This window comes from Actinoplanes hulinensis, from assembly GCF_019429605.1.
GTDB lineage: Bacteria > Actinomycetota > Actinomycetes > Mycobacteriales > Micromonosporaceae > Actinoplanes > Actinoplanes campanulatus.
Genome location: NZ_JAHXZI010000007.1, coordinates 197,970 through 217,964 on the forward strand (window position 1 = coordinate 197,970; position 19,995 = coordinate 217,964).

18 protein-coding genes are annotated in these 19,995 nt (G+C 69.9%); 9 read left to right on the plus strand and 9 right to left on the minus strand.

All coding sequences use genetic code 11. From position 1 onward, the window contains the following. Positions 1 to 196: 196 nt before the first annotated feature. Positions 197 to 1,396 carry a cytochrome P450 gene (locus tag KZ829_RS15135; protein WP_220144533.1) on the minus strand — a complete coding sequence of 400 codons (1,200 nt, stop codon included), beginning with the start codon at positions 1,394 to 1,396 and terminating at the stop codon, positions 197 to 199. A gap of 136 nt (positions 1,397 to 1,532) precedes the next feature. Here KZ829_RS15135 and KZ829_RS15140 point away from each other — a divergent pair, with 136 nt between their 5' ends. Further along, positions 1,533 to 3,515 (plus strand): cellulase family glycosylhydrolase, encoded by a 1,983-nt coding sequence (locus tag KZ829_RS15140; protein WP_220144534.1) that lies wholly within the window; start codon positions 1,533 to 1,535, stop codon positions 3,513 to 3,515. 1,193 nt (positions 3,516 to 4,708) lie between these two features. Here KZ829_RS15140 and KZ829_RS15145 read toward each other — a convergent pair. Continuing rightward, complete coding sequence (locus KZ829_RS15145; RefSeq protein WP_308285493.1) at positions 4,709 to 5,935, minus strand: multidrug effflux MFS transporter; 1,227 nt, start codon at positions 5,933 to 5,935, stop codon at positions 4,709 to 4,711. 224 nt (positions 5,936 to 6,159) lie between these two features. Between KZ829_RS15145 and KZ829_RS15150 the strand changes: the two genes are divergently transcribed. Next, positions 6,160 to 6,987 carry a hypothetical protein gene (locus KZ829_RS15150; protein WP_308285494.1) on the plus strand — a complete coding sequence of 276 codons (828 nt, stop codon included), beginning with the start codon at positions 6,160 to 6,162 and terminating at the stop codon, positions 6,985 to 6,987. Between the two features lie 45 nt (positions 6,988 to 7,032). Here the strand turns inward: KZ829_RS15150 and pflA are convergent, their stop codons facing one another. The 5 genes from pflA to KZ829_RS15175 all read right to left on the minus strand — a co-directional run bounded on the left by pflA (position 7,033) and on the right by KZ829_RS15175 (position 14,669). Further along, complete coding sequence (pflA, locus tag KZ829_RS15155) at positions 7,033 to 7,857, minus strand: pyruvate formate-lyase-activating protein (RefSeq protein WP_308285495.1); 825 nt, start codon at positions 7,855 to 7,857, stop codon at positions 7,033 to 7,035. Beyond that, the gene (gene pflB / locus KZ829_RS15160; RefSeq protein WP_220144536.1) at positions 7,854 to 10,100 is read right to left on the minus strand and encodes a formate C-acetyltransferase; all 2,247 of its coding nucleotides are present in this window, start codon (positions 10,098 to 10,100) and stop codon (positions 7,854 to 7,856) included. The genes pflA and pflB overlap by 4 nt, the downstream gene beginning before the upstream one ends. A gap of 89 nt (positions 10,101 to 10,189) precedes the next feature. After that, positions 10,190 to 12,814 (minus strand): bifunctional acetaldehyde-CoA/alcohol dehydrogenase, encoded by a 2,625-nt coding sequence (adhE, locus tag KZ829_RS15165; RefSeq protein ID WP_220144537.1) that lies wholly within the window; start codon positions 12,812 to 12,814, stop codon positions 10,190 to 10,192. Positions 12,815 to 13,029: 215 nt separating this feature from the next. Next, positions 13,030 to 14,166: a hypothetical protein gene (locus KZ829_RS15170; protein WP_220144538.1), complete on the minus strand. Its 1,137-nt coding sequence runs from the start codon at positions 14,164 to 14,166 to the stop codon at positions 13,030 to 13,032. Further along, the gene (locus KZ829_RS15175; protein WP_220144539.1) at positions 14,163 to 14,669 is read right to left on the minus strand and encodes a SigE family RNA polymerase sigma factor; all 507 of its coding nucleotides are present in this window, start codon (positions 14,667 to 14,669) and stop codon (positions 14,163 to 14,165) included. Before KZ829_RS15175 ends, KZ829_RS15170 begins: the two co-directional genes overlap by 4 nt. Before the next feature lie 85 nt (positions 14,670 to 14,754). On the opposite strand from KZ829_RS15175, the gene KZ829_RS15180 reads away from it, so the two are divergent. Beyond that, the gene (locus KZ829_RS15180) at positions 14,755 to 15,246 is read left to right on the plus strand and encodes a phosphatase domain-containing protein (protein WP_220144540.1); all 492 of its coding nucleotides are present in this window, start codon (positions 14,755 to 14,757) and stop codon (positions 15,244 to 15,246) included. A 129-nt stretch (positions 15,247 to 15,375) separates the two neighbouring features. Next, positions 15,376 to 15,678 (plus strand): hypothetical protein, encoded by a 303-nt coding sequence (locus KZ829_RS15185; RefSeq protein WP_220144541.1) that lies wholly within the window; start codon positions 15,376 to 15,378, stop codon positions 15,676 to 15,678. A gap of 70 nt (positions 15,679 to 15,748) precedes the next feature. Here the strand turns inward: KZ829_RS15185 and KZ829_RS15190 are convergent, their stop codons facing one another. After that, positions 15,749 to 16,168 carry a PLD nuclease N-terminal domain-containing protein gene (locus tag KZ829_RS15190; protein ID WP_220144542.1) on the minus strand — a complete coding sequence of 140 codons (420 nt, stop codon included), beginning with the start codon at positions 16,166 to 16,168 and terminating at the stop codon, positions 15,749 to 15,751. A 124-nt stretch (positions 16,169 to 16,292) separates the two neighbouring features. Between KZ829_RS15190 and KZ829_RS15195 the strand changes: the two genes are divergently transcribed. Next, positions 16,293 to 17,120 carry a rhamnogalacturonan acetylesterase gene (locus KZ829_RS15195; RefSeq protein ID WP_220144543.1) on the plus strand — a complete coding sequence of 276 codons (828 nt, stop codon included), beginning with the start codon at positions 16,293 to 16,295 and terminating at the stop codon, positions 17,118 to 17,120. 6 nt (positions 17,121 to 17,126) lie between these two features. Here KZ829_RS15195 and KZ829_RS15200 read toward each other — a convergent pair whose 3' ends face one another. Beyond that, positions 17,127 to 17,291 (minus strand): hypothetical protein, encoded by a 165-nt coding sequence (locus KZ829_RS15200; protein WP_220144544.1) that lies wholly within the window; start codon positions 17,289 to 17,291, stop codon positions 17,127 to 17,129. Positions 17,292 to 17,419: 128 nt separating this feature from the next. On the opposite strand from KZ829_RS15200, the gene KZ829_RS15205 reads away from it, so the two are divergent. Genes KZ829_RS15205 through KZ829_RS15220 form a run of 4 tightly spaced genes read left to right on the plus strand, consistent with a single transcriptional unit; the run spans position 17,420 to position 19,712 of the window. Then, positions 17,420 to 17,881: an SRPBCC family protein gene (locus tag KZ829_RS15205; protein ID WP_220144545.1), complete on the plus strand. Its 462-nt coding sequence runs from the start codon at positions 17,420 to 17,422 to the stop codon at positions 17,879 to 17,881. After that, positions 17,878 to 18,222, plus strand: coding sequence for an ArsR/SmtB family transcription factor (locus KZ829_RS15210; RefSeq protein ID WP_220144546.1), 345 nt, complete (start codon positions 17,878 to 17,880; stop codon positions 18,220 to 18,222). Before KZ829_RS15205 ends, KZ829_RS15210 begins: the two co-directional genes overlap by 4 nt. A 10-nt stretch (positions 18,223 to 18,232) precedes the next feature. Then, on the plus strand, positions 18,233 to 19,270 hold the full coding sequence (locus KZ829_RS15215; protein WP_308285496.1) for an alpha/beta fold hydrolase: 1,038 nt from the start codon (positions 18,233 to 18,235) through the stop codon (positions 19,268 to 19,270). Between the two features lie 49 nt (positions 19,271 to 19,319). Continuing rightward, positions 19,320 to 19,712: a hypothetical protein gene (locus KZ829_RS15220; protein WP_220144547.1), complete on the plus strand. Its 393-nt coding sequence runs from the start codon at positions 19,320 to 19,322 to the stop codon at positions 19,710 to 19,712. The last annotated feature ends 283 nt before the right edge of the window (positions 19,713 to 19,995 follow it).

A 19,995-nucleotide genomic window follows, 5' to 3' on the forward strand; every position in this document is an offset into this window, starting at 1 on the left:
TGTACAACACCCAAAGTATGCGGGGGGGGGGGGGGGGGGGGGGGGGCCGCCCCGCCCCCCCCCGCCGCCGGCCCACGGCCGGTCGAGCACCGTACCGTCGCTGAGGACCCGCGCGAACCGGACCAGATCCGGAGCGCTGGCGAAGCCACCGTCACGGTGCCGTATGCGGCTTTCGATACGCCCGCGACAGATCAGGTCAGAACGTGACCTGCAGGGAGACGAGCCGGTGGCCGAACGGCGGGGTCGGTTCGCGGTCCGGGGTCTCGTAGGCGGGGCGCAGGTCCGGGCAGCGGTCGAGCAGGATCCGCAGGCACTCGTCGGTCTCCATGCGGGCGAGCGCGGCGCCCAGGCAGTAGTAGGTGCCCATGCCGAAGGCGAGGTGCCGGTTGCGTTGACGGGTGATGTCGAAGACGTCCGGGTCCTCGAACACGGCCGGGTCGCGGTTGGCGGCCATCAGCGCGAGGTAGACGTGCTGCCCCGCCGGGACGGTGTGGCCGGCCAGTTCGACGGGTTCGGTGGCGATGCGGCCGATGACGCCGGCCGGGCCGCCGCAGCGCAGCATCTCCTCGACGGCGGAGGGCATCAGGTCCGGATCCTGGCGGAGCCGGTCGAGCTGGTCAGGGTGGTCGAAGAGCAGCACGAGCCCGTTGGCGATCAGGTTGGCGGTGGTCTCGTGGCCGGCGAAGAGCAGCAGGACGCAGTTGGCGACAGCCTCGTCCTCGGTGACGATGCCCTCGGCCTCGGCGGCCATGAACATGCTGAGCACGTCCTCGCGGGGCGCGCGGCGCCGGTCGGCGGCGAGCACCCGCAGGTAGTCGTGGAACTCGAGCATGCTGCGCTGAGCCTCACGCAGTTGCTGTACGTCACCGTTGCCGAAGATCGGCAGAATGTCGCGGGACCAGGCCTGGAGTTGCTCGCGGTCGCTGACCGGCATGCCGAGCAGTTCGGCGATCACGTTGGCGGGCAGCGGGTAGGCCAGGTCGTGGACCACGTCCATCTGGCCCTTCGCGGCGACGGCGTCGAGCAGTTCGTGGGTGAACGCGCGCACCCGGGGCCGGAGCCGGTCGACCATCGCCGGGGTGAAGTAGCGCTTGAGCAGCTGCTGGAAGCGGACGTGGTCGGCGGGAACGGTGTGGCCCATCCACATCTCGACAGCCCCGCGCACCGGGCCGAGTTCCTCGTGCTGGAGGGCGCGTGCCATGTTGGCGCTGTCCATGCGCTTGTCCCGCAGGGCGGCGTTGACGTCGGCGTACCGGGTGAGCAGGTAGGCGTCGAGCGGGGGCAGCCAGGCGAGCGGGCTCTCGGCCTGGATCCGGCGCAGAAAGCCGGTGGGATTCGCCATCGCCTCGGGAGTGAACGGGTCGTAGTCCTGCACTGTCGCGGCATGGTTACTCATGGTGCCGATTCTGGCCGAATTGCGTGATCGTCATCTATCCTGCGTTTCTTAAACTCGCTAACTTTCCTGGTTGACCCACTGGGAGCGCGGCCATACGGTGACATCGATCACACTCGATGTAGCCAGGAGAACGCGCATGAGGAGTCGCATCGTCGCCGTGGTGGCGGCCGTGCTCGGTTCGCTCGCCGCGACCGCACCGGCCGCCGCGGCGCCGGAATCGCCATCGCCATCGGCCGGGTTCGTGGTGCGGGACGGCCACCGGCTCGAACTGAACGGGAAGTCGTTCCGGTTCGGCGGGACGAACAACTACTACCTGTTCTACAAGAGCCGGGCGATGGTCGACGACGTGTTCGCCGACGCCCGGGCCGCCGACTTCACCGTGCTGCGCACCTGGGCGTTCGGCCTGATCGGCAACGCCGACGGCAGCAACTCGGTGGCGCCGGCCCCCGAAGGCGTCTACTTCCAGTACTGGGACGGCGAGAAACCCGCCTTCAACGACGGCCCGAACGGCCTCGAACGCCTGGACTACGTCATCGACGCGGCCCGCCGCAGCGGCATCAAGCTCGTGCTGCCGCTCACCAACAACTGGTCCGACTTCGGCGGCATCGATCAATATGTACGCTGGCGCGGCGGTCAATATCATGACGACTTCTACACGGATCCCGTCATCAAGGGCTGGTACCGCGACTACATCGATCACGTGTTGAATCGCGTCAACACGATCACCGGGGTCAAGTACAAGGACGACCCGACGATCATGACGTGGGAGCTGGGCAACGAGCCGCGCTGCAAGGGCTCGGGCATCTACCCGCAGAGCTCCGGCTGCACCACCCAGACGATCACCGCATGGGCCGACGAGATGTCCCGGCACATCAAGAGCATCGACACGAAGCACCTGGCCAGCGTGGGTGACGAGGGCTTCTTCTGCGACGGGCCGGACGCCCCGGACTGGATCGACAACTGCGGCGAGGGCATCGACACCATCGCACTGACCAAGCTGCCGGCCATCGACGTGATGTCCTACCACCTCTACCCGGACGGCTGGGGCAACCGCACCGCGCAGTGGGGCTCGGACTACATCACCCGGCACAACCGGGCGGCCCGCGAACTGGGCAAGGCCTCGATGCTGGGCGAGTTCGGCTGGAAGAACAAGAGCACCCGCAACCCGGTTTACCAGCAGTGGATGAGCGACTTCACCCGTACCGGTGGAAGTGGTTTCCTCTATTGGATCCTGTCCGGATCGCAGGACGACGGCACGCTGTACCCGGACTACGACGGCTTCACCGTCTACTGCCCGAGCCCGGTGTGCACGACCATCACCAACGGCAGCCACGAGATCGCGTCGGGGCAGCGGTCACTGCCGCCGGTCGCCGACCACGACACCGCGGTGACCGAGTTCGACACCCCGGTCACGCTGCGGCCGACCGCGAACGACATCGCCTACCGCACCAAAGTCCAGCCGGCCAGCGTCGACCTGGATCCGGCCACGCCGCAGCGCCAGACGACCCGGACGGTCACCGGCGGGACATTCACGGCGACCGCCTCCGGCGACCTGACCTTCACGCCCGACTCCGGGTACGTGGGACGCGCGGCCGTCTCCTACACGGTCAAGGACCAGGCCGGCCGGACGTCGAACGTGGCGACCGTGACGGTGACCGTGAAGCCCGATCCGGCCGCGGTGGCGGTGCTCGCCTCGTTCGAGACCGGCACCGAGGGCTGGGCGTCCGCACCGTGGCAGGCCAACGGCGGCACGGTCGAGCAGACCACCGCGTTCGCCACGCACGGCACCCACGGGCTGCGCGTCAACGCGGCCGACGGCGGATGGTTCGGCGTCACCTTCGCCGAACCGGTCGACCTGTCCACCCGGACCGCGCTCAAGTACGACCTGCGGACGAGCCCGACGGCCGGCACCAACGCGGCGATCGCGGTGCAGACCGGTTCCGGGCTCGCCTGGTGCCAGTCGAACTTCACCTGGGTCGACCAGGACTCGACCACGACCGCGACCATCGACCTGCTGTCCGCGATGTCGTGTGACAGCACGGCGCTGGCCGACGTCCGCATCCTGTGGATCTACATCAACCCGGGCACCGTCGACATCGACCACGTCCGGGCCGAATGATCCAGCGCCTGTCCCGGAAGGGGGCCCAGCCGCCCCTTCCGGGACAGGCTCTACAGAACCTGATGAGGTCTAGGTCCGCGTTTCGGTTCCTCCTCTTTTCCGGTACGCGTGTCCTCGTCCCCGCCTGATCAGGGCCGTTCCGTCCGGTCGACGCGCGCTTGCTGCCCGCTCCAGCCTGTGCCGCGCCCGCCGGGCGTAGATCGGTTGGACACCCCCGCATGTGCCGCCGCTCGCGCCGGGTGGGTGGTAGCGGTCGTGCTTACCAGGCATCCGGAGTGCCACTCCCCGCCGTCACGCCACTCGCACCAGGCGGGGTGGTGGAGCTTGATACCGGGCGCGCCTCGGGGAACCGTCGGGAGTCACTCACCGTGACCATGACGGCGAGCGCGTGGAAGATGCGGGCTGTTCCGGAGCCTGTTTCTCGGTTGTGGGTGGCCTCGATGTCAAGTCGCGCATTCGGATGGCTGCGACATCATCCCGACTCGCAACGATCTTGGGCGATGGTAGCTGTCGGGCCGACCTTGATTCCTGGTTGCCATTCGGCGGCAGATAATCGCCCATGATCTATTTTCCCTGGAAGACCTTGGGTTATCGGATACATCCGGACGGCCGCGATCGCCCAAGATCGCGCCGTTCGGCAACGATCGCTCAAGATTCACATGAGAGCACACGAAAGCCGCCACGTAGGCGACCCTCGCCGCGATAGGCCACGTAGGCGACCACGACAATGCCGCCGTGTGCGCCCACCGGGTGTAAGCGCGACAACCTGCACCGGGTGACCGGCGCAACGGCCGCAAACGGGCAACCCTGGTGCCTGGCCAGCGAACCGCGACCACCCACCCCGGGCAACCGGCGCAACGGCCGCGAGCGGGCAACCTCCATGCCTGGCCAGCGAACCGCAACCACCCACCCCGGGCAACCGGCGCAACGGCAGAGGGCAACCCGGGAGCCTGGCCGCAACACCGCGACCACCCGCCCAGCGTGACCAAACGGCCGTGAGCGGCGGCAGACGGGGTGGCTGCGACCGGGCCGGCCTGCCCGGGCACCGATCTGCGCCCGGCGGGCGCGGCAAAGGCCGGAGCGGGCAGCGAGATCGCGCCGACCGGACGGGACGGCCCTGAGAAGGCGGGACGAGGACACGCGTACCGGAAAAGAGGAGGAACCGAAACGCGGACCTCGACCACCGAAGACCTTTAGTGCACCAGGGCGGCCACCGGCTCCGGGTCGACGGCCGGGAGCCGGCGCGGCCGCACCACCAGGAAGAACACCGCGGTGGCGGCCACCATGCCCCCGGCTACGACGACGGCCATCGCGACCGCGCCGACGCCGAGGAGCCCGACCACCGGCGCGGCCAGCGCGCCCACCCCGAACTGGACCGCGCCGAGCAGCGCGGCCGCCGTGCCGGCCGCCTCGCCGTGCCGGGACAGGGCGAGCGCCGGGGCGTTCGGCATGGCCAGGCCGACCATGGCGAGAACCAGGCCGAGCGGGACGAGAATGCCGGCCAGGCCGCCGAACCCGGTGACCGCGGTCAGCACCAGCACCGCGCCGGATCCGACGCCGGCCAGCAGCGCGACGCTCATGATCTGCTGCGGTGTCCAGCGCAGCAGCAGCCGCACGTTGAACTGGGTCGCCCCGATCAGGCCGATCGCGCCACCCGCGAAGATCAGCGCGAACTGCTGCTCGCTGAGGTCGTAGCCCTCCTGGAAGACGTACGAGGACCCGCTCACGTAGGCGAACAGCGCCGCCATCGCGAGCCCCGCCACCAGGATCAGTCCCACGTACACCCGGTCGGTGAGCAGCCGCCCGTAGTCGCGGGCCGTGCCGAGCAACCCCTCGTTGCGCCGCTTGGCGACCGGCAGCGTCTCCGGCAGCACCCACGTGGAAACCGCCATGATCGCGACTCCGGCGAGGGCCAGCACCACGAACACGCCGCGCCACGAGGTCCAGTTCAGGACCAGGCCGCCGATGGTCGGCGCGAGCACCGGGGCGACGCCGATGACCAGCATGAGCCGGGAGAAGATCCGGGCCGCGTCGCGGTCGGAGAACAGGTCGCGCACCATCGCCATCGCCACCACCGACGCGGCGGCGGCGCCCAGGCCCTGGAGCACCCGCAGGATGCCGAGGGAGACCACGCCGGGGGAGACGACGCAGAGCGCCGAGGAGATCACGTGTACGGCGGTGCCGGCGAGAAGCGGGCGGCGGCGGCCGAACGCGTCGGAGAGCGGGCCGATCAGCAGCTGGCCGAACGCCAGGCCGGCCAGGGTGCCGGTGAGGGTGAGCTGCACGGCGGCGGCCGTGGTGGTCAGGTCGTCGGTGATCGCCGGAAGCGACGGCAGGTACATGTCGATGGTCAGCGGCCCGAGCGCGGAGAGGAGGCCGAGCACGAGAACGATCCGGAAGCGGCTTCGGGGCGGGGTCACAGGCACTTCTGCGACAAGTCGCGCCGCCGCGCGGATCTTCCGGCTCCGGGGATTCAGTAACGCCGGTCACGCGTACGTCTTGCCGAAAACGTTTTCGTAAGGCAGCCTTGCCGCAGGCGATACGCATCGATTGGGGCTGATGCGTGTGGTCCGTCCGGTGATGTCCCATGCACGGAGCCGACCGGGCGAAACCCATCCTCAGGCACTACTTCCGTGGAGGTTCCGTGCGAACGAAACGCCTGTTCACACTGGTCGCCGCACTGCTGGCGATCATCCTCGTACCCACGTCGGCGCAAGCCGCTCCCCCGACCTGGAGCCCGCCCGCGAACCTGGTCACGCCGCTGGCCCAGGTCTGGCAGCACCAGGAGCAGACCTACAACAACGGCAATCTGTACGGGTTCCGCAACTACGGCTGGGACCAGATCATGGCCAACCGTGGCTACGTCAACTACTGCGTGCGCTGGGACTCCTCGGCGACCGTCACCGCCGCCCAGCGCGACCAGATCCACGCCGCGCTCGCCCGGCAGCACAAGAAGTGGATGGACGAGCTGGTCGGGCACAACGCCTGGCCGTACGGTGACGTGCCGGTCCGTGTCGTCGGCTGGGCCGTGCGCAACCGCTCGCAGTTGCAGTGGTCCGACACGAGCGTGGCCATCTACGTCAACGACATCCGCGAGAACGCCCCGCAGTGCTCGGTGCCGTGCGGGCGGTTCTTCAACCAGAACGGCCAGTACCCGAACTGTCCCGGCGGCTACGCCCGCCACTACGACCAGTCGCTGTGGCTGACCGACGGCTTCGGCGGCGGCGCGGGCGGCGACTGGGGCCAGCGGATGGGCCGCGAGTACTTCATGAACAACATCAACGCGGCGAACATGCACATCCTGCTGCACGAGATCGGCCATACCTGGGGTCTGGACGACTTCTACGACTGGACCCCGTCCGGCGTCAGCAACTTCATCATGCGCGCCGGCAGTTCCACCTCGATCACCGAGTTCGACGGGTGGATGCTGCGTGACTGGTGGCGGCACCTGAAGAGCCGCTACGGCTACTGAGACGGCGACGTCCCGGCCGGGTGTCACCCGGCCGGGGCGGTCCGCTCAGGCGGTGGTCACCCACAGCCCGCGGCGGGTGAAGTGCTCGGCCGCCGCGGCCAGTTGCTCCGCGGTCGGCGGGACGGTGTCCGGCAGCGGGTAGCGCAACCCCAGTTCGCGGTACTTGGCGACGCCGAGCCGGTGGTAGCTGAGGATGTCGACCTGCTCGATGATGCCGCCGTCGTCCACCGAGCCCCAGCGGGCGGCGTATTCGGCGACTCCGTCGATGTTGGCCGGGTCGTCGGTCAGCCCCGGCACCAGCACGAACCGGATCCGGGCGCGGTTGCCGCGTGCGGCCAGCCGGTCGCCGAAGACGATGGTCGGGTGCAGGGCGACGCCGGTGAGCTTCCGGTACGTGTTCGGGTCGCTGGACTTGACGTCCAGCAGCACCAGGTCGGTGTCGTCGAGCAGCTGGTCGGTGGCGCGGGCGCCGAGGAACCCGGCGGTGTCCAGCGCCGTGTGCATCCCCTCCTCCTTGCAGCGGCGCAGGTACGCCTCGACGAAGCGGTTCTGGAGCAGCGGCTCGCCACCGGAGACCGTCACCCCGCCGCCGGCCGCCTGGATGAACCCGCGGAACGACAGCATCTTGGCGACCAGGTCGCTGAGCGTGACCTGCTGACCGTTACGGCCCTCCCAGGTGTCCGGGTTGTGGCAGTACAGGCAGCGCAGGTGGCAGCCGGCGAAGAACGTGACGAACCGGGTGCCCGGGCCGTCCGCCGCGGTGACGACGTCCCACGAGTGCACCGACGCGACCGGCTCCCCGTCCGCCGGGTGCGCCCCGACCGGCGTGATGCCCAGGTCGGGACGCTGGATGACGACCTTTCCGGTCACAGCGCGCCGTGGAAGGTGCGGGAGATGACGTCGCGCTGCTGCTCCTCGGTGAGCCGCACGAAGTTGACCGCGTACCCGGAGACCCGGATGGTCAGCTGCGGGTAGTTCTCCGGATGCGCCATCGCGTCCTCCAGGGTGTCCCGGTTCAGCACGTTGACGTTCATGTGGAAGCCGTCGACCGTCGAGTAGCCGTCCAGCACGCCGACCAGGTTGCGGACCCGCTCGTCGCGGCTGTTGCCGAGGCCGTTCGGGGTGACCGTCGTGGTCAGTGAGATGCCGTCCAGGGCGTCCCCGTACGGCAGCTTCGCCACCGACAGCGCGGCCGCGACCATGCCGTGCGAGTCCCGGCTGTTCATCGGGTTCGCGCCGGGGGCGAACGGCTGACCGGCCCGCCGCCCGTCCGGGGTGTTGCCGGTGTGCTTGCCGTAGACGACGTTCGAGGTGATCGTCAGCACCGACTGGGTGTGCACCGCCCCGCGGTACGTCGGGTGCTTGCGGATCTTCGTCATGAACGTCTCGACCAGGCCGGCGGCGATCAGGTCGGCCCGGTCGTCGTTGTTGCCGTACGTCGGGAACTCCCCGTCCACGGCGTAGTCCACGATCAGGCCGCGCTCGTCGCGGACCGGCCGGACGGCCGCGTGCTTGATCGCCGACAGCGAGTCGGCGGCCACCGACAGACCGGCGATGCCGCACGCCAGGGTGCGCAGGACGTCGGTGTCGTGCAGGGCCATCTCGATACGCTCGTACGCGTACCGGTCGTGCATGTAGTGAATGATGTTGAGCGCGTTGACGTAGGTGGCGGCCAGCCACTCCATCATCACGTCGAAGCGCTCGGTCACCTGCGCGTAGTCGAGCACGTCGCCGTCCAGCGGTGGCAGCTCCGGGCCGACCTGGGCGCCGGAGATCTCGTCGCGGCCGCCGTTGATCGCGTACAGCAGGGTCTTGGCCAGATTGACGCGAGCGCCGAAGAACTGCATCTGCTTGCCGACCGCCATCGCCGACACGCAGCAGGCGATCGCGGTGTCGTCGCCGAACTGGGGTCGCATCAGCTCGTCGTTCTCGTACTGGATGGCACTGGTGTCGATGGAGACCTGCGTGCAGAAGTCCTTGAAACCCTGCGGCAGCTTCGGTGACCAGAACACGGTCAGGTTCGGCTCCGGCGCCGGGCCCAGGTTGTAGAGCGTCTGGAGGTAGCGGAAGCTGGTCCGGGTCACCAGCGGCCGCCCGTCGGAGCCGATCCCGCCGATCGACTCGGTCACCCAGGTGGGGTCGCCGGAGAACAGCTCGTCGTACTCGGGGGTGCGCAGGAACCGGACGATGCGCAGCTTGATGACGAAGTCGTCGACCAGCTCCTGGGCCTGCTCCTCGGTGAGCACGCCCTCGGCGATGTCACGCTGCAGATAGATGTCGATGAACGTGGCGGTCCGGCCGAGCGACATGGCCGCACCGTTCTGCTCCTTCACCGCGGCCAGGTAGGCGAAGTACAGCCACTGGAGCGCCTCCCGGCCGGTCGTGGCCGGCGCGGAGATGTCGTAGCCGTAGCCGGCGGCCATCTCCTTCAGCTCGGCGAGGGCACGGATCTGCTCGGACAGCTCCTCCCGGCGGCGGATCGTCTCCTCGGTCATCGCCCCGGTGGCGCACGCGTCCTTGTCGGCCTTCTTCGCGGCGACCAGCGCGTCCACGCCGTAGAGGGCGACCCGCCGGTAGTCACCGATGATCCGGCCACGGCCGTACGCGTCGGGCAGGCCGGTGATGATGTGCGAGCGGCGGGCCGCCAGGATGTTCGGGGTGTAGGCGTCGAACACGCCGGCGTTGTGGGTCTTGCGGTACTTGGTGAAGATCTCCGCCACCCGCGGGTCGGCTGTGTACCCGTACGCCTTGAGGCCGCCCTCCACCATCCGCCAGCCGCCGTTCGGGATGATCGCGCGGCGCAGCGGAGCGTCGGTCTGCAACCCGACGATCAGCTCGTTGGGCTCGTCGATGTAGCCCGGCTTGTGGCTGGTGATCGTCGACGGGGTGATCGCGTCGACGTCGTAGATCCCGCGCTCGCGCTCGGCCGGGAACATGTCGGTCAGCCGCTGCCAGATGCCACGGGTGCGGTCGGTCGGCCCCGCCAGGAACGAGGAGTCACCGGTGTACGGCTCGTAGTTGGCCTGAATGAAGTCACGCACGGCGACACCGGCGCGCCAGTCGCCACCGGCGAATCCTCGCCACGCGTCAAGGCCGGTCACGGTTGTGCTCATCTCGATTCCTCCCGTCTCGGTGCGGTCCTCATCAAGGAAAGTTCGGCGGGGACCGCACCGCCCTGAGCCCACGACCCGCATTCGCGGCCTCAGTCCTGCTGGTAGTAGGCGGCCCGCATCAGTTCCTGCATGTCGTCGAGCATCGGCATCCGCGGGTTGGCCGGGGCGCACTGGTCCTCGTACGCGTTGAGCGCCTGCTGTGGCAGCGACGCCAGGAACGCCTGCTCGTCGACGCCGAGCCGGGCGAACGACGGCTCGATACCGACCGCCGTCCGCAGTCGCTCCACCGCGGAGGCCAGCGCCTCCACCGCCACATCCGGATTCTCGTCGTGGGCCGACAGCCCGAGCATCGCGGCGATCTCGGCGAGCCGCTGCGGCGCCCGGTAGTTCTCGTACTTCGGCCAGCCGGACAGCTTCGACGGGGCGCTGCCGTTGTACCGGATCACGTGCGGCAACAACACCGCATTGGTACGCCCGTGCGCGATGTGGAAGGTGGCGCCCAGCGTGTGCGACATGGCGTGCACGATCCCGAGGAACGCGCTGCCGAACGCCATGCCGGCGACCGTGCCCGCGTTGTGCATCCGCTCGCGGGCGTCCGGGTCGCCGTGCAGCACCGACTTCTCGATGTTGGCGAAGATCAGGCGGATGGCGTGCAGGGCGAGACCGTCGGTGAAGTCGTTGGCGTACACCGACACGTACGCCTCGATCGCGTGGGTGAGCGCGTCGAAGCCGCTGTCGGCGGCGATCGGCCGCGGCATGCTGGCCGTCAGCGCCGGGTCCACGATCGCGACCGTCGGGGTGAGCGCGTAGTCGGCCAGCGGGTACTTCTTGCCGGTGCGGTGGTCGGTGATGACCGCGAACGGGGTGACCTCCGCGCCGGTCCCCGAGGTGGTCGGCACACACACCAGGCGGGCCTTCTCACCCAGCGTCGGGAACCGGAACGCCCGCTTGCGGATGTCGAAGAACTTCTCCCGCATGTCCGAGAAGTTGATCTCCGGGTGCTCGTACTTGAGCCACATCACCTTCGCCGCGTCCATGGCCGAGCCGCCGCCGAGCGCGATGATCGTGTCCGGCCGGAACGAGCGCATCAGCTCGGCGCCGCGGTCGACCGTGGTCATCCGGGGCTCCGGCTCCACGTCGTCGATGATCTGGAGGACCGCCTGGTTGGGCCGCCGCTGGAGCACCCGGCTGATCCGGTCGACGAAGCCCAGCCGGGTCATCGTCGCGTCGGTCACCACGGTCACCCGGTTCACGTCCGGCATGTCGGCGAGATAGCGGATCGCGTACGGCTCGAAGTAGATCTTCGACGGCACCTTGAACCACTGCATGTTGTTGTTGCGGCGCCCGATCCGCTTGATGTTGATCAGGTTGACCGCCGACACGTTGTTCGACACCGAGTTGCTGCCGTAACTACCGCAGCCCAGCGTCAGCGACGGCACGAACGCGTTGTACATGTCGCCGATGCCGCCCTGCGACGACGGCGAATTCCAGATCACCCGCACCGCTTTGACCCGCTTGCCGAACTCCACGACCAGATCCCGGTCCTCGGTGTGGATGGCGGCGCTGTGCCCGAGCCCGTGGAACTCCACCATCTCGGTGGCCGCCCGCAGCCCCTCCTCCCGGGAGCCGACCCGGATCAGGGCCAGTACCGGGCACAGCTTCTCCCTGGTCAGCGGCTCGTTCGGGCCCACCTCGCCGACCTCGGTGAGGATGATCGACGTCTTCGGTGGCACGCTGAAGCCGGCCTTCTCGGCGATCCACGCCGGCGACTTGCCCACCACGTCCGCGTTCAGGCGGGCGCCGCTGCACGCCGTTCCGTAGGCGGTCACGCCGAAGATGAACTCCTCCAGCATCCGCTTCTCGTCCGGCGAGGCCAGATAGGCGTGCAGCGCCCGGAACTCGTCGAGCGCGGCGTCGTAGATCTCGTCGTCGACGATGGCGGCCTGCTCGGAGGCGCAGATCATGCCGTTGTCGAACGACTTCGACAGCACGATGTCGTTGACCGCCCGCTTGAGCTTCGCCGACGACTCGATCCAGGCCGGCACGTTGCCGGCGCCGACGCCCAGGGCGGGTTTGCCGGTCGAGTACGCCGCCCGCACCATGTTGTTGCCACCGGTCGCCAGGATCGTGGCGATCCCCGGGTGATGCATGAGCGCGGTCGTCGCCTCCACCGACGGCCGATCGATCCACTGGATGCAGTTCTCCGGCGCGCCCGCGGCCACCGCCGTGTCCCGGATGATCCGCGCGGCCTCGACGCTGCACCGCTGGGCCGCCGGATGGAACGCGAACACGATCGGATTGCGGGTCTTGAGCGCCAGCAGCGCCTTGAAGATCGCCGTCGACGTCGGGTTGGTGACCGGGGTGATGCCGGCGACCACCCCCACCGGGTCGGCGATCTCGATCAGGCCGGTGATGTCGTCCTCACTGATCACGCCCACCGTGCGCACCTTCGCCATGCTGTTGGTGACGTGCTCGCAGGCGAAGATGTTCTTGACCGCCTTGTCCTCGAAGACGCCGCGCCCGGTCTCCTCGACGGCGAATCTCGCGAGCGCGCCGTGCTTGTCGAGTGCGGCTACCGATGCCTTCTTGACGATGTGATCGATCCGCTCCTGGTCGAAGCCCTCGTAGTCGGTAAGTGCCTTGAGCCCGGCGGTGACCAGCGCGTCCACCATGATCGAGACGTCGGAGGGGGCACTCTGCTCGGTGTTGGTCATGATCGGATCCCTCGGTCGGTGACGGGGGTCTGCCGGGCCGCCGCCAGCAGACTCACCTTCCGAGGATGGACCCGCCCACGTGCCCTGACGTGGGAAACGACGGATTCCGTTGGCCCCCGCGTGCCCGTTCGCCCCACCAGCAACACCGGCCGGATTCTGTCGATGCCGTCGCGGCGGGCCTCCCCCGTGGCGAGACCCGCCGCCGTGCGATCGTCCTACCGGCCGAGCCAGTCGAGGCCGGCCGGCTCGACCACGGTCTGCTCCGCGATCCGCCGAAGGTCGTCGACGGTGAGCCCGGCGCCGCTGCCGACGAGGGTGAGCAGACGGTTCCCACCGAGATCCACGACCAGGTGGAGCAGGTCCCTACCGGCCTCGTCGGTGCGCACCGGGATCCGCGCCGGGCGGCCACCGACGGTCAGCTCGGTTCCACCCGACGGCGCGTCGGTGGTGAGACCGACCACGACGGACAGTTGCCCGGCCGCCTGGAGCCGGTCCTCCTTCATCTCCTTCTGCTGCTTCTCCGAGTAGGTCACCAACTGGTTCTTGACCGTCGAGAACTCGGCGCGCCACTGCGACGCCGACGGCCCGCTGACGGTCGCGCTGGTGGTGATCCACCCGTCGGGCAGCCAGTTCAGGCGGACCGGGGAGCCGGTGATCCCGGAGTCCGGCCGCACCGAGCGGGCCATCCGCAGCAGATCGTTCTCGCTGATGTCCAGCTTGCTGGCGTTCAGCATCAGGACGGTGTTCTGGGCGGGGTGCCAGATCACCGAGGATTTGCGGTCGTTGCGCGCGGGCGAGTAGTAACCCTGGGACCCGCTGACGTCGATCGGCTGACCACTACGGTCGACGTCGGCGCCGGTCATCCCGGAGAAGACGGACAGCGAGAGCTCGGCGCCGGTCCACGGGTCGCCGACGCCGACGTTCTGCTTCCAGACCCGCCGCAGCACCGGGCCGAAGCCGTCATCGGGGTCGGCTGCACTGGCCATCCGGATGTGCTCGGCGAATCCCGACGGCACCCACGTGGGCTTGAAGTCGAGGTCCACCTCGGCGGGCACGGGTTCCTGCGCGGGCGCCGGGGTGGCCGCCGACGCGGTGGCGGGCGCGGTGCCCGGGGCGGCCGGCTGCACGGTCGCGGCTACCCCGGTGTCGTCGCGCACGGCTAGCGAGGGCACGGCGATGGCGGCGGTGACGGCGGCCGCGGCCACGATCGCGCCGCCCAGCCCGTACCGTCGCTGCTTCTTGACCTGAGCCGTGCGCCGCGGCAAGGCCGCGCGGACGCGCTCGGCCGGTGGGGCCTGGTCGGCGCGCAGTTCCTGCGCGGCCCGGATGAGTTCCTCGATGTCCCTGGTCACGGCTTCTCCCCCGTGGTCACGAGCGGCGCGGGCAGGGCGTTCTGCAACGCGGCCAGCGCACGCATGAGATGGGTACGGACGGTGACCGTTCGGCATCCGAGTACCTCCGCGATCTGGTCGACCGCCAGGTCCTCGTAGAAGCGCAGCGCGATGACCGCACGCTGCCGGGGTGGCAGGGTGGCGATAATGCGCAACATGGCGTCCCTCTCGTCACGTTGCACGCTGGGGTCGGGCGCCTCGGGCAGGTGCCCGGCCAGCGTGTCGGTGGCGAGCGGGATCGACTGAGCCGCCCGGCGCCGTCGCCAGGACAGGAACTCGTTGACCACCATGCGCTTCACGTAGAGTTCCGGCGCGTCCATGCGGCTGATACGCGCCCAGCGTGCCTGCGCGCGGACCAGCACGTTCTGGGTGATGTCCTCGGCCAGGTGCGGATCCCACGTGACCACGGTCGCGTAGCGCACCAGGGTGCCGAGGCGGGCGGATACGAACTCTTCGAACGTCACAGCAGGGAAACGCCTCCACGGGCGCCGATTGATGACACGCCACAGTATTCGGTGTGACGCTCTCGGCCTGGCATAGCATGCCCGGATGGTTGGACAACGGGTGAGACCGCTGGCGGTCTTCGACGTGGACGGGGTGGTCGCCGACGTGCGGCACCGGCTGCGCCACGTGGCCCGCCGGCCGAAGAACTGGGCGGCGTTCTTCGCGGCGGCCGGCCGGGACCGGCCACTCGCGCCCGGTGTCGATCTGGTTCATGAGTACGCGCACGACCACGATCTCGTGTGGCTGACCGGGCGCCCCGAGCATCTGCGGGTGGTGACCGAGCGGTGGTTCGCCGAGCACGGGCTACCGGAGGGGCGGTTGCTGATGCGACCGGAGACGGATCGCCGGCCGGCCCGTGACTACAAGAGCGACCGGTTGCGGCGACTGGCGGCCGCGGCCACGATCGCGGTGGTCGTCGACGACGATCCGGCGGTGGTCACCCGGCTGAAACGGGACGGATTCCCGGTGCGGCTGGCCGACTGGGTGCCCTACGAGAGGTCGCTGCGGGAGGCCCAGGAGCGTCTCGGCCGCACGTGAGCTGTGACCGTACAGATGCCTGTTTTATGCGGCTTTATGCCCGTTTTGCACTTTCTGGTGGGTTCCGCGCAGAATGGAGCGCGCCGCGACGTCCGCGGCAGCCGAACAGGCTATGAAAGGTGGCACACGATGAGCACCCGAGGCACGGTTCGAGGCGGCCTGATCGTTCTCGCCCTGGCGGGAGGAGCGCTGGCGGCGAGCCCGGCGCTGGCCTCCCCGCCGCCGTCCGGCGCGCAGAGCGGCGCCGCCTCCGGCCCGCAGAACGTCCGCCCGCAGAACGCCGGCCCGCAGAACGCCAACCCGCAGTCCGGCCCCGCCCCCGTCAAGTACGGCTACGACACGGGCGTGCTCCCCACGGCCAGCCGGGCCCTCGCCATCGCGAACGTCCCCCGGCTGCGCTCGCTCGCCTGCGTCGACTGGGTCTGCGCCTGATTCGCACCACAGTCACAACCGGACCGGCGGGCGCGCAGAACCCGAACTGCCGCCCGCCGGCCGCGCGGGGTCAGCCGGCCTGCTCGCCGTCCTCACGACGGCGCAGATCCTCCTCGCGGCGGCGCAGGTCGGCCTCCCAGTCCTTCATCAGCCGCTGATCCTCGGCCTTCTCCCGGGCGTGCCGGGCGGCGAGATCGCGCAGGAACTCCGGATCGTCGTCGGGAGCCCCCGAACGCTTCGGGCGCTCGCTCTCCGGGAAGCCGCTGCCGGGACGCCAGGTGGTCCCGTTGCTCAGCCGGACCGGGCGTGGCGGGCGGCCGGCGACGAACCAGACGATCGCGCCGATCGGCGAGAACAGCAGGATGAGCAGCACCCAGACGACCCGCGGAAGCGCCCGGATCAGCGCCTCGTCGGTGGACAGGCAGTCGATCAGCGCGACGACGATGACGATCAGATTTATCAGGGCGAACAACGAGTAGACACGAATCACCCGGCGGATCATGCCAAATTCGGCGCGCGGCCGCCGCCCCGCCCCTCGGACCCCCCACATTCACAGCTTCGACCTGCGGGAAAGCGCTTGCCCGAATCGACTGCTGTTGATTGAATGTGGCGCCATGACCCTCGATCGCAGAACGTTGCTCCGCGCCACCGCAGGCGGCGCGATCGCCGGCGCCCTCGGAATCGCCGCACCGGCCGCCGCCGGGCGCCCGCGCCCCACCGTCTTCGTGGCCGGCGACTCGACGGCCGCCACCTATGCGGTCGCCGACCACCCCCGGGCCGGCTGGGGCCAGGCCCTGCCGGTGTTCCTGCGTGACGACATCCGGGTGGTGAACGAGGCGCTCTCCGGCGCCAGCTCGAAGAGCTTCGTGGACCTGGGACGGCTCGACCGCATCCTCGCCGCGATCGGCCCCGGCGACGTCCTGCTCGTCTCGTTCGGCCACAACGACTCCAAGACGGCGGATCCGGCCAGGTACACCGAGCCGTGGACCACCTTCCAGGACTACCTGCGGCTCTACCTGGACGGGGCTCGCGCGGCCCGGGCGACCCCGATCCTGGTCACTCCGGTGGAGCGGCGCCGGTTCACCGCGGAGGGGACACCGTACCTGTCCCACGGCGAATACCCGGCGGCCATGCGGGATCTCGCCACCACGACCCGCACCCCGCTGATCGACCTGACCGACCTGTCGTTCGCCCTGTGGGAAGAGCTGGGCCCGGAGGCGACCAAGGACTACTTCCTGTGGCTGGACGCGGGCGAGTCACCCAACTACCCGGACGGGGTCGTCGACAACACCCACTTCCAGGCCCACGGCGCGATCGAGGTCGCCCGCCTGGTCGTCGCCGCGAGCCGGCGCATCCCCGGGCGGGATCAACGGGCGCTGTGCCGCACCGGCATCCCGGACGACGTCCTGGCCTGGCCGCCGACCCGCCCCGCGGAGAGTTGACGCCGGTCAGCACGCTTCGAGGATCGACCGATCCTCCCGCACGTAGGCGGCGTCACCCAGGTAGAGAAGGTCGTGAACATGCGGCGGCCACGGCCCGGTCGGCCGGCGCACCGCGTCACCGACCCGCACCACCTGGTTGACGCCACCCGCGAGCACCCCGTAGTCGGTCATCCCGGCATCATCGGCACGTGGAGCCACCACGGGCAACCGGGTTCGCGCCCCGAAAGCGCAACCATCGGTTGCGGGTTTCGGTGGCCAGGGGTAACGTGACACGCAACCAAAGGTTGCAGGAGGATGTCATGGAGTACGGAACCATCGAGCGCGAGATCTTCATCGAGGCCGCTCCCGAGATCGTCTTCGACGTGGTGAGCAGTCCGGATCACGTCAAGCAGTGGTGGCCCGACGACGCCCGGTACGACCCGGCGCCGGGATCCACCGGGCACATCGTCTTCGGCGACTGCAACGCCGGCGGGACGACCGTCCAGTTCACCGTCGTCGACGCGCGGCCGCCGGAGATGTTCTCCTTCCGCTGGACCCATCCGGCGGGCGAGACCGCCACAGTCGGCAACTCGCTGCTGGTCACCTTCGACCTGACCGCCTCCGGCGACGGCACCCTGCTGCGGATGACCGAGACCGGCTTCCGCGAGATGGGCTGGTCGGAGGCCGTTCTCAAGCACGAGTACGAGGACCACGTCGCCGGCTGGACCCACTTCCTGTCGCGGATCGCCCCCTACGCCGACACGCTGCGGGTGAGTCCATGAGCACGGCGACCGTCGACGACGACCTGTGGGCGGCGATCGGCGACCCCACCCGTCGCCGGATGCTCGACCTGCTGCTGACCGACGGCGCCGGCACCGCGACGACACTGAGCCAGCGGATTCCGGTCACCCGCCAGGCGGTCGCCAAGCATCTGGCCGTCCTCGACCGGGCCGGGCTGGTCCACGGCACGGCCGAGGGCCGGGAGCGGCGATACCGGGTGGACGACGCCCAACTCGCCAGGGCGGTGGCGCAGCTCGCGGCGGTCGGATCGGCATGGGACGCCAGGCTGCGGCGCATCAAGCGGATCGCCGAGTCCATTCAGGCCCGGGTGGACGGGGAGTGATACTGGGCGCGTGGAGGACCTGCGCTTCGCCCGTACCGATGATGGTGTGACGTTGGGTTTCCAGGTCTTCGGGCAGGGGCCCGCACTCGTCTGGATGCCGTCGCTGAGCAACATTCTCGCCCAGTGGCGCATCCCGGCGGTGCGGGCCGCCTACCTCGGCCTGGCCAAGCATCTGACCGTGGTCCTCTACGACGGCCGCGGCACCGGCAGCTCCGACCGCCGCGTCGACCTCGATGACCTCGGCGTCGACGCGCACCTGCGGGATCTGCGGGCCGTCCTCGATCACGCGGGCATCCGGCGGGCCACCCTGCTCGGCTATTACCACTCGGTGGCGACCGCGGTCGCGTTCGCCGCCCGCGAGCCCGAGCGGGTCGAGCGGCTGGTGCTGTTCGGCGGGGCGCCGCGCATGCGGGAGGCGATGCTTCCGGCGCAGACCCAGGCGCTGTTGTCGCTGGTCGAGCAGGACTGGAGCCTGTTCGCGGACGCCGCGGCCACGGCCTGGCTCGGCTGGGATGCCGCGCCTTCCGGCCGTTTCACGGCAGAGGCATTTCGTACGGCCACCAGCGCGCCCGTCGCGAAGGCCTGGTTCGAGGCGGCCCGGGAGATCGACGTGACCGCGGAGCTGGCGCGAGTCCGGGCGCCCGCCCTGGTCCTGCACCGGCAGAGCGCCGAACAGATCCCGGTCGAGGTGGCCCGGCGCATGGCCGCGGCCCTGCCCGACGCCCGGCTGGTGGAGCTGCCCGGCTCCACCCCGACGCTGTTCATGGAGAATCCGGCGGCCGACCTGAAACTGGTCACCGACTTCGTGACACACGGCCGGGTCCACCGCCCGTCCACCGCGCCCACCACCCTGACGCCACGCGAGACAGACGTGCTGCGGTTGCTCGCGGCGGGTGACTCGAACACGGAGATCGCCCGGCAACTGGGCATCGCGGTGCACACCGTGGAACGCCATCTGGCCAACCTGTACCGCAAGATCGGCGCCCGCGGCCGCACCGACGCGGTGGCCTACGCGCTGCGCATGACGGAATTCCGCCATCCCGGCTGACGGGTCACCAGGACGCGAACCCACCCTCCAGCGGCGGACGATCAGCGGTATGACGACCTCTACGACGTCCTGGCGTCTCGCACGTACCACCGCTCCGGCCGTCCGGGTGCTCGCCGGGCGGCGCCTCATTCCGCTCTGGGCCGTGGTCCATCACCGGGGCCGGGTGAGCGGCCGCGACCTGCGGGTGCCGATCGCCATCACCACCACACCGGACGGCTTCGTGATCAACCTGCCGTGGGGCGCCCGCACCAACTGGGTCCGCAACGTGATCGCCGCCGGCGGCTGCGTGATCCGCTGGAAGGGCGCCGACCACCGGATGACGGATCCCCGGATCATCGACGCCACCGAGGCGCGCCCCTACTACGGCCGCGTCACCTGGACGATCGCGAGCCGCCTCTTTCCCGCGGACGCCTGGCTGCTGCTGCGCCAGACCGCGGATTGAGTCCGGCGGGGACCGCTTCCGGCATCCTTGCCGGTACGCGCTACGCCGTTGCGATCCCATCAGGACCGTCCCGCCCACCGGGGCGAGCGCGCCGCCACTCCGGCCTCTGCCGCGCCCGCCGGGCTGAGGAGATCGGTGGCCGGGCAGGCCCGGCCGGTCGCCACCACCCCGGCCTGTCGCCGGTCGCGGCCGGGGCGTCCGCTCCCGCCTTGTACGACCGGTCACGGTCTTACCGATCAGGTTGCCGCTCTCAGCCGTTGCGCCAGTCACGGCAGTCGTCATC

Bases quoted from the DNA above. Each gene is read 5' to 3' on its own strand.
- KZ829_RS15185 (WP_220144541.1), top strand. From the start codon at position 15,376: ATGAGCACCCGAGGCACGGTTCGAGGCGGCCTGATCGTTCTCGCCCTG.
- KZ829_RS15195 (WP_220144543.1), top strand. From the start codon at position 16,293: ATGACCCTCGATCGCAGAACGTTGCTCCGCGCCACCGCAGGCGGCGCG.
- KZ829_RS15180 (WP_220144540.1), top strand. From the start codon at position 14,755: ATGGTTGGACAACGGGTGAGACCGCTGGCGGTCTTCGACGTGGACGGG.
- KZ829_RS15205 (WP_220144545.1), top strand. From the start codon at position 17,420: ATGGAGTACGGAACCATCGAGCGCGAGATCTTCATCGAGGCCGCTCCC.
- KZ829_RS15140 (WP_220144534.1), top strand. From the start codon at position 1,533: ATGAGGAGTCGCATCGTCGCCGTGGTGGCGGCCGTGCTCGGTTCGCTC.
- KZ829_RS15135 (WP_220144533.1), bottom strand. From the start codon at position 1,396: ATGAGTAACCATGCCGCGACAGTGCAGGACTACGACCCGTTCACTCCC.
- KZ829_RS15220 (WP_220144547.1), top strand. From the start codon at position 19,320: ATGACGACCTCTACGACGTCCTGGCGTCTCGCACGTACCACCGCTCCG.
- KZ829_RS15200 (WP_220144544.1), bottom strand. From the start codon at position 17,291: ATGACCGACTACGGGGTGCTCGCGGGTGGCGTCAACCAGGTGGTGCGG.
- pflB (WP_220144536.1), bottom strand. From the start codon at position 10,100: ATGAGCACAACCGTGACCGGCCTTGACGCGTGGCGAGGATTCGCCGGT.
- adhE (WP_220144537.1), bottom strand. From the start codon at position 12,814: ATGACCAACACCGAGCAGAGTGCCCCCTCCGACGTCTCGATCATGGTG.
- KZ829_RS15210 (WP_220144546.1), top strand. From the start codon at position 17,878: ATGAGCACGGCGACCGTCGACGACGACCTGTGGGCGGCGATCGGCGAC.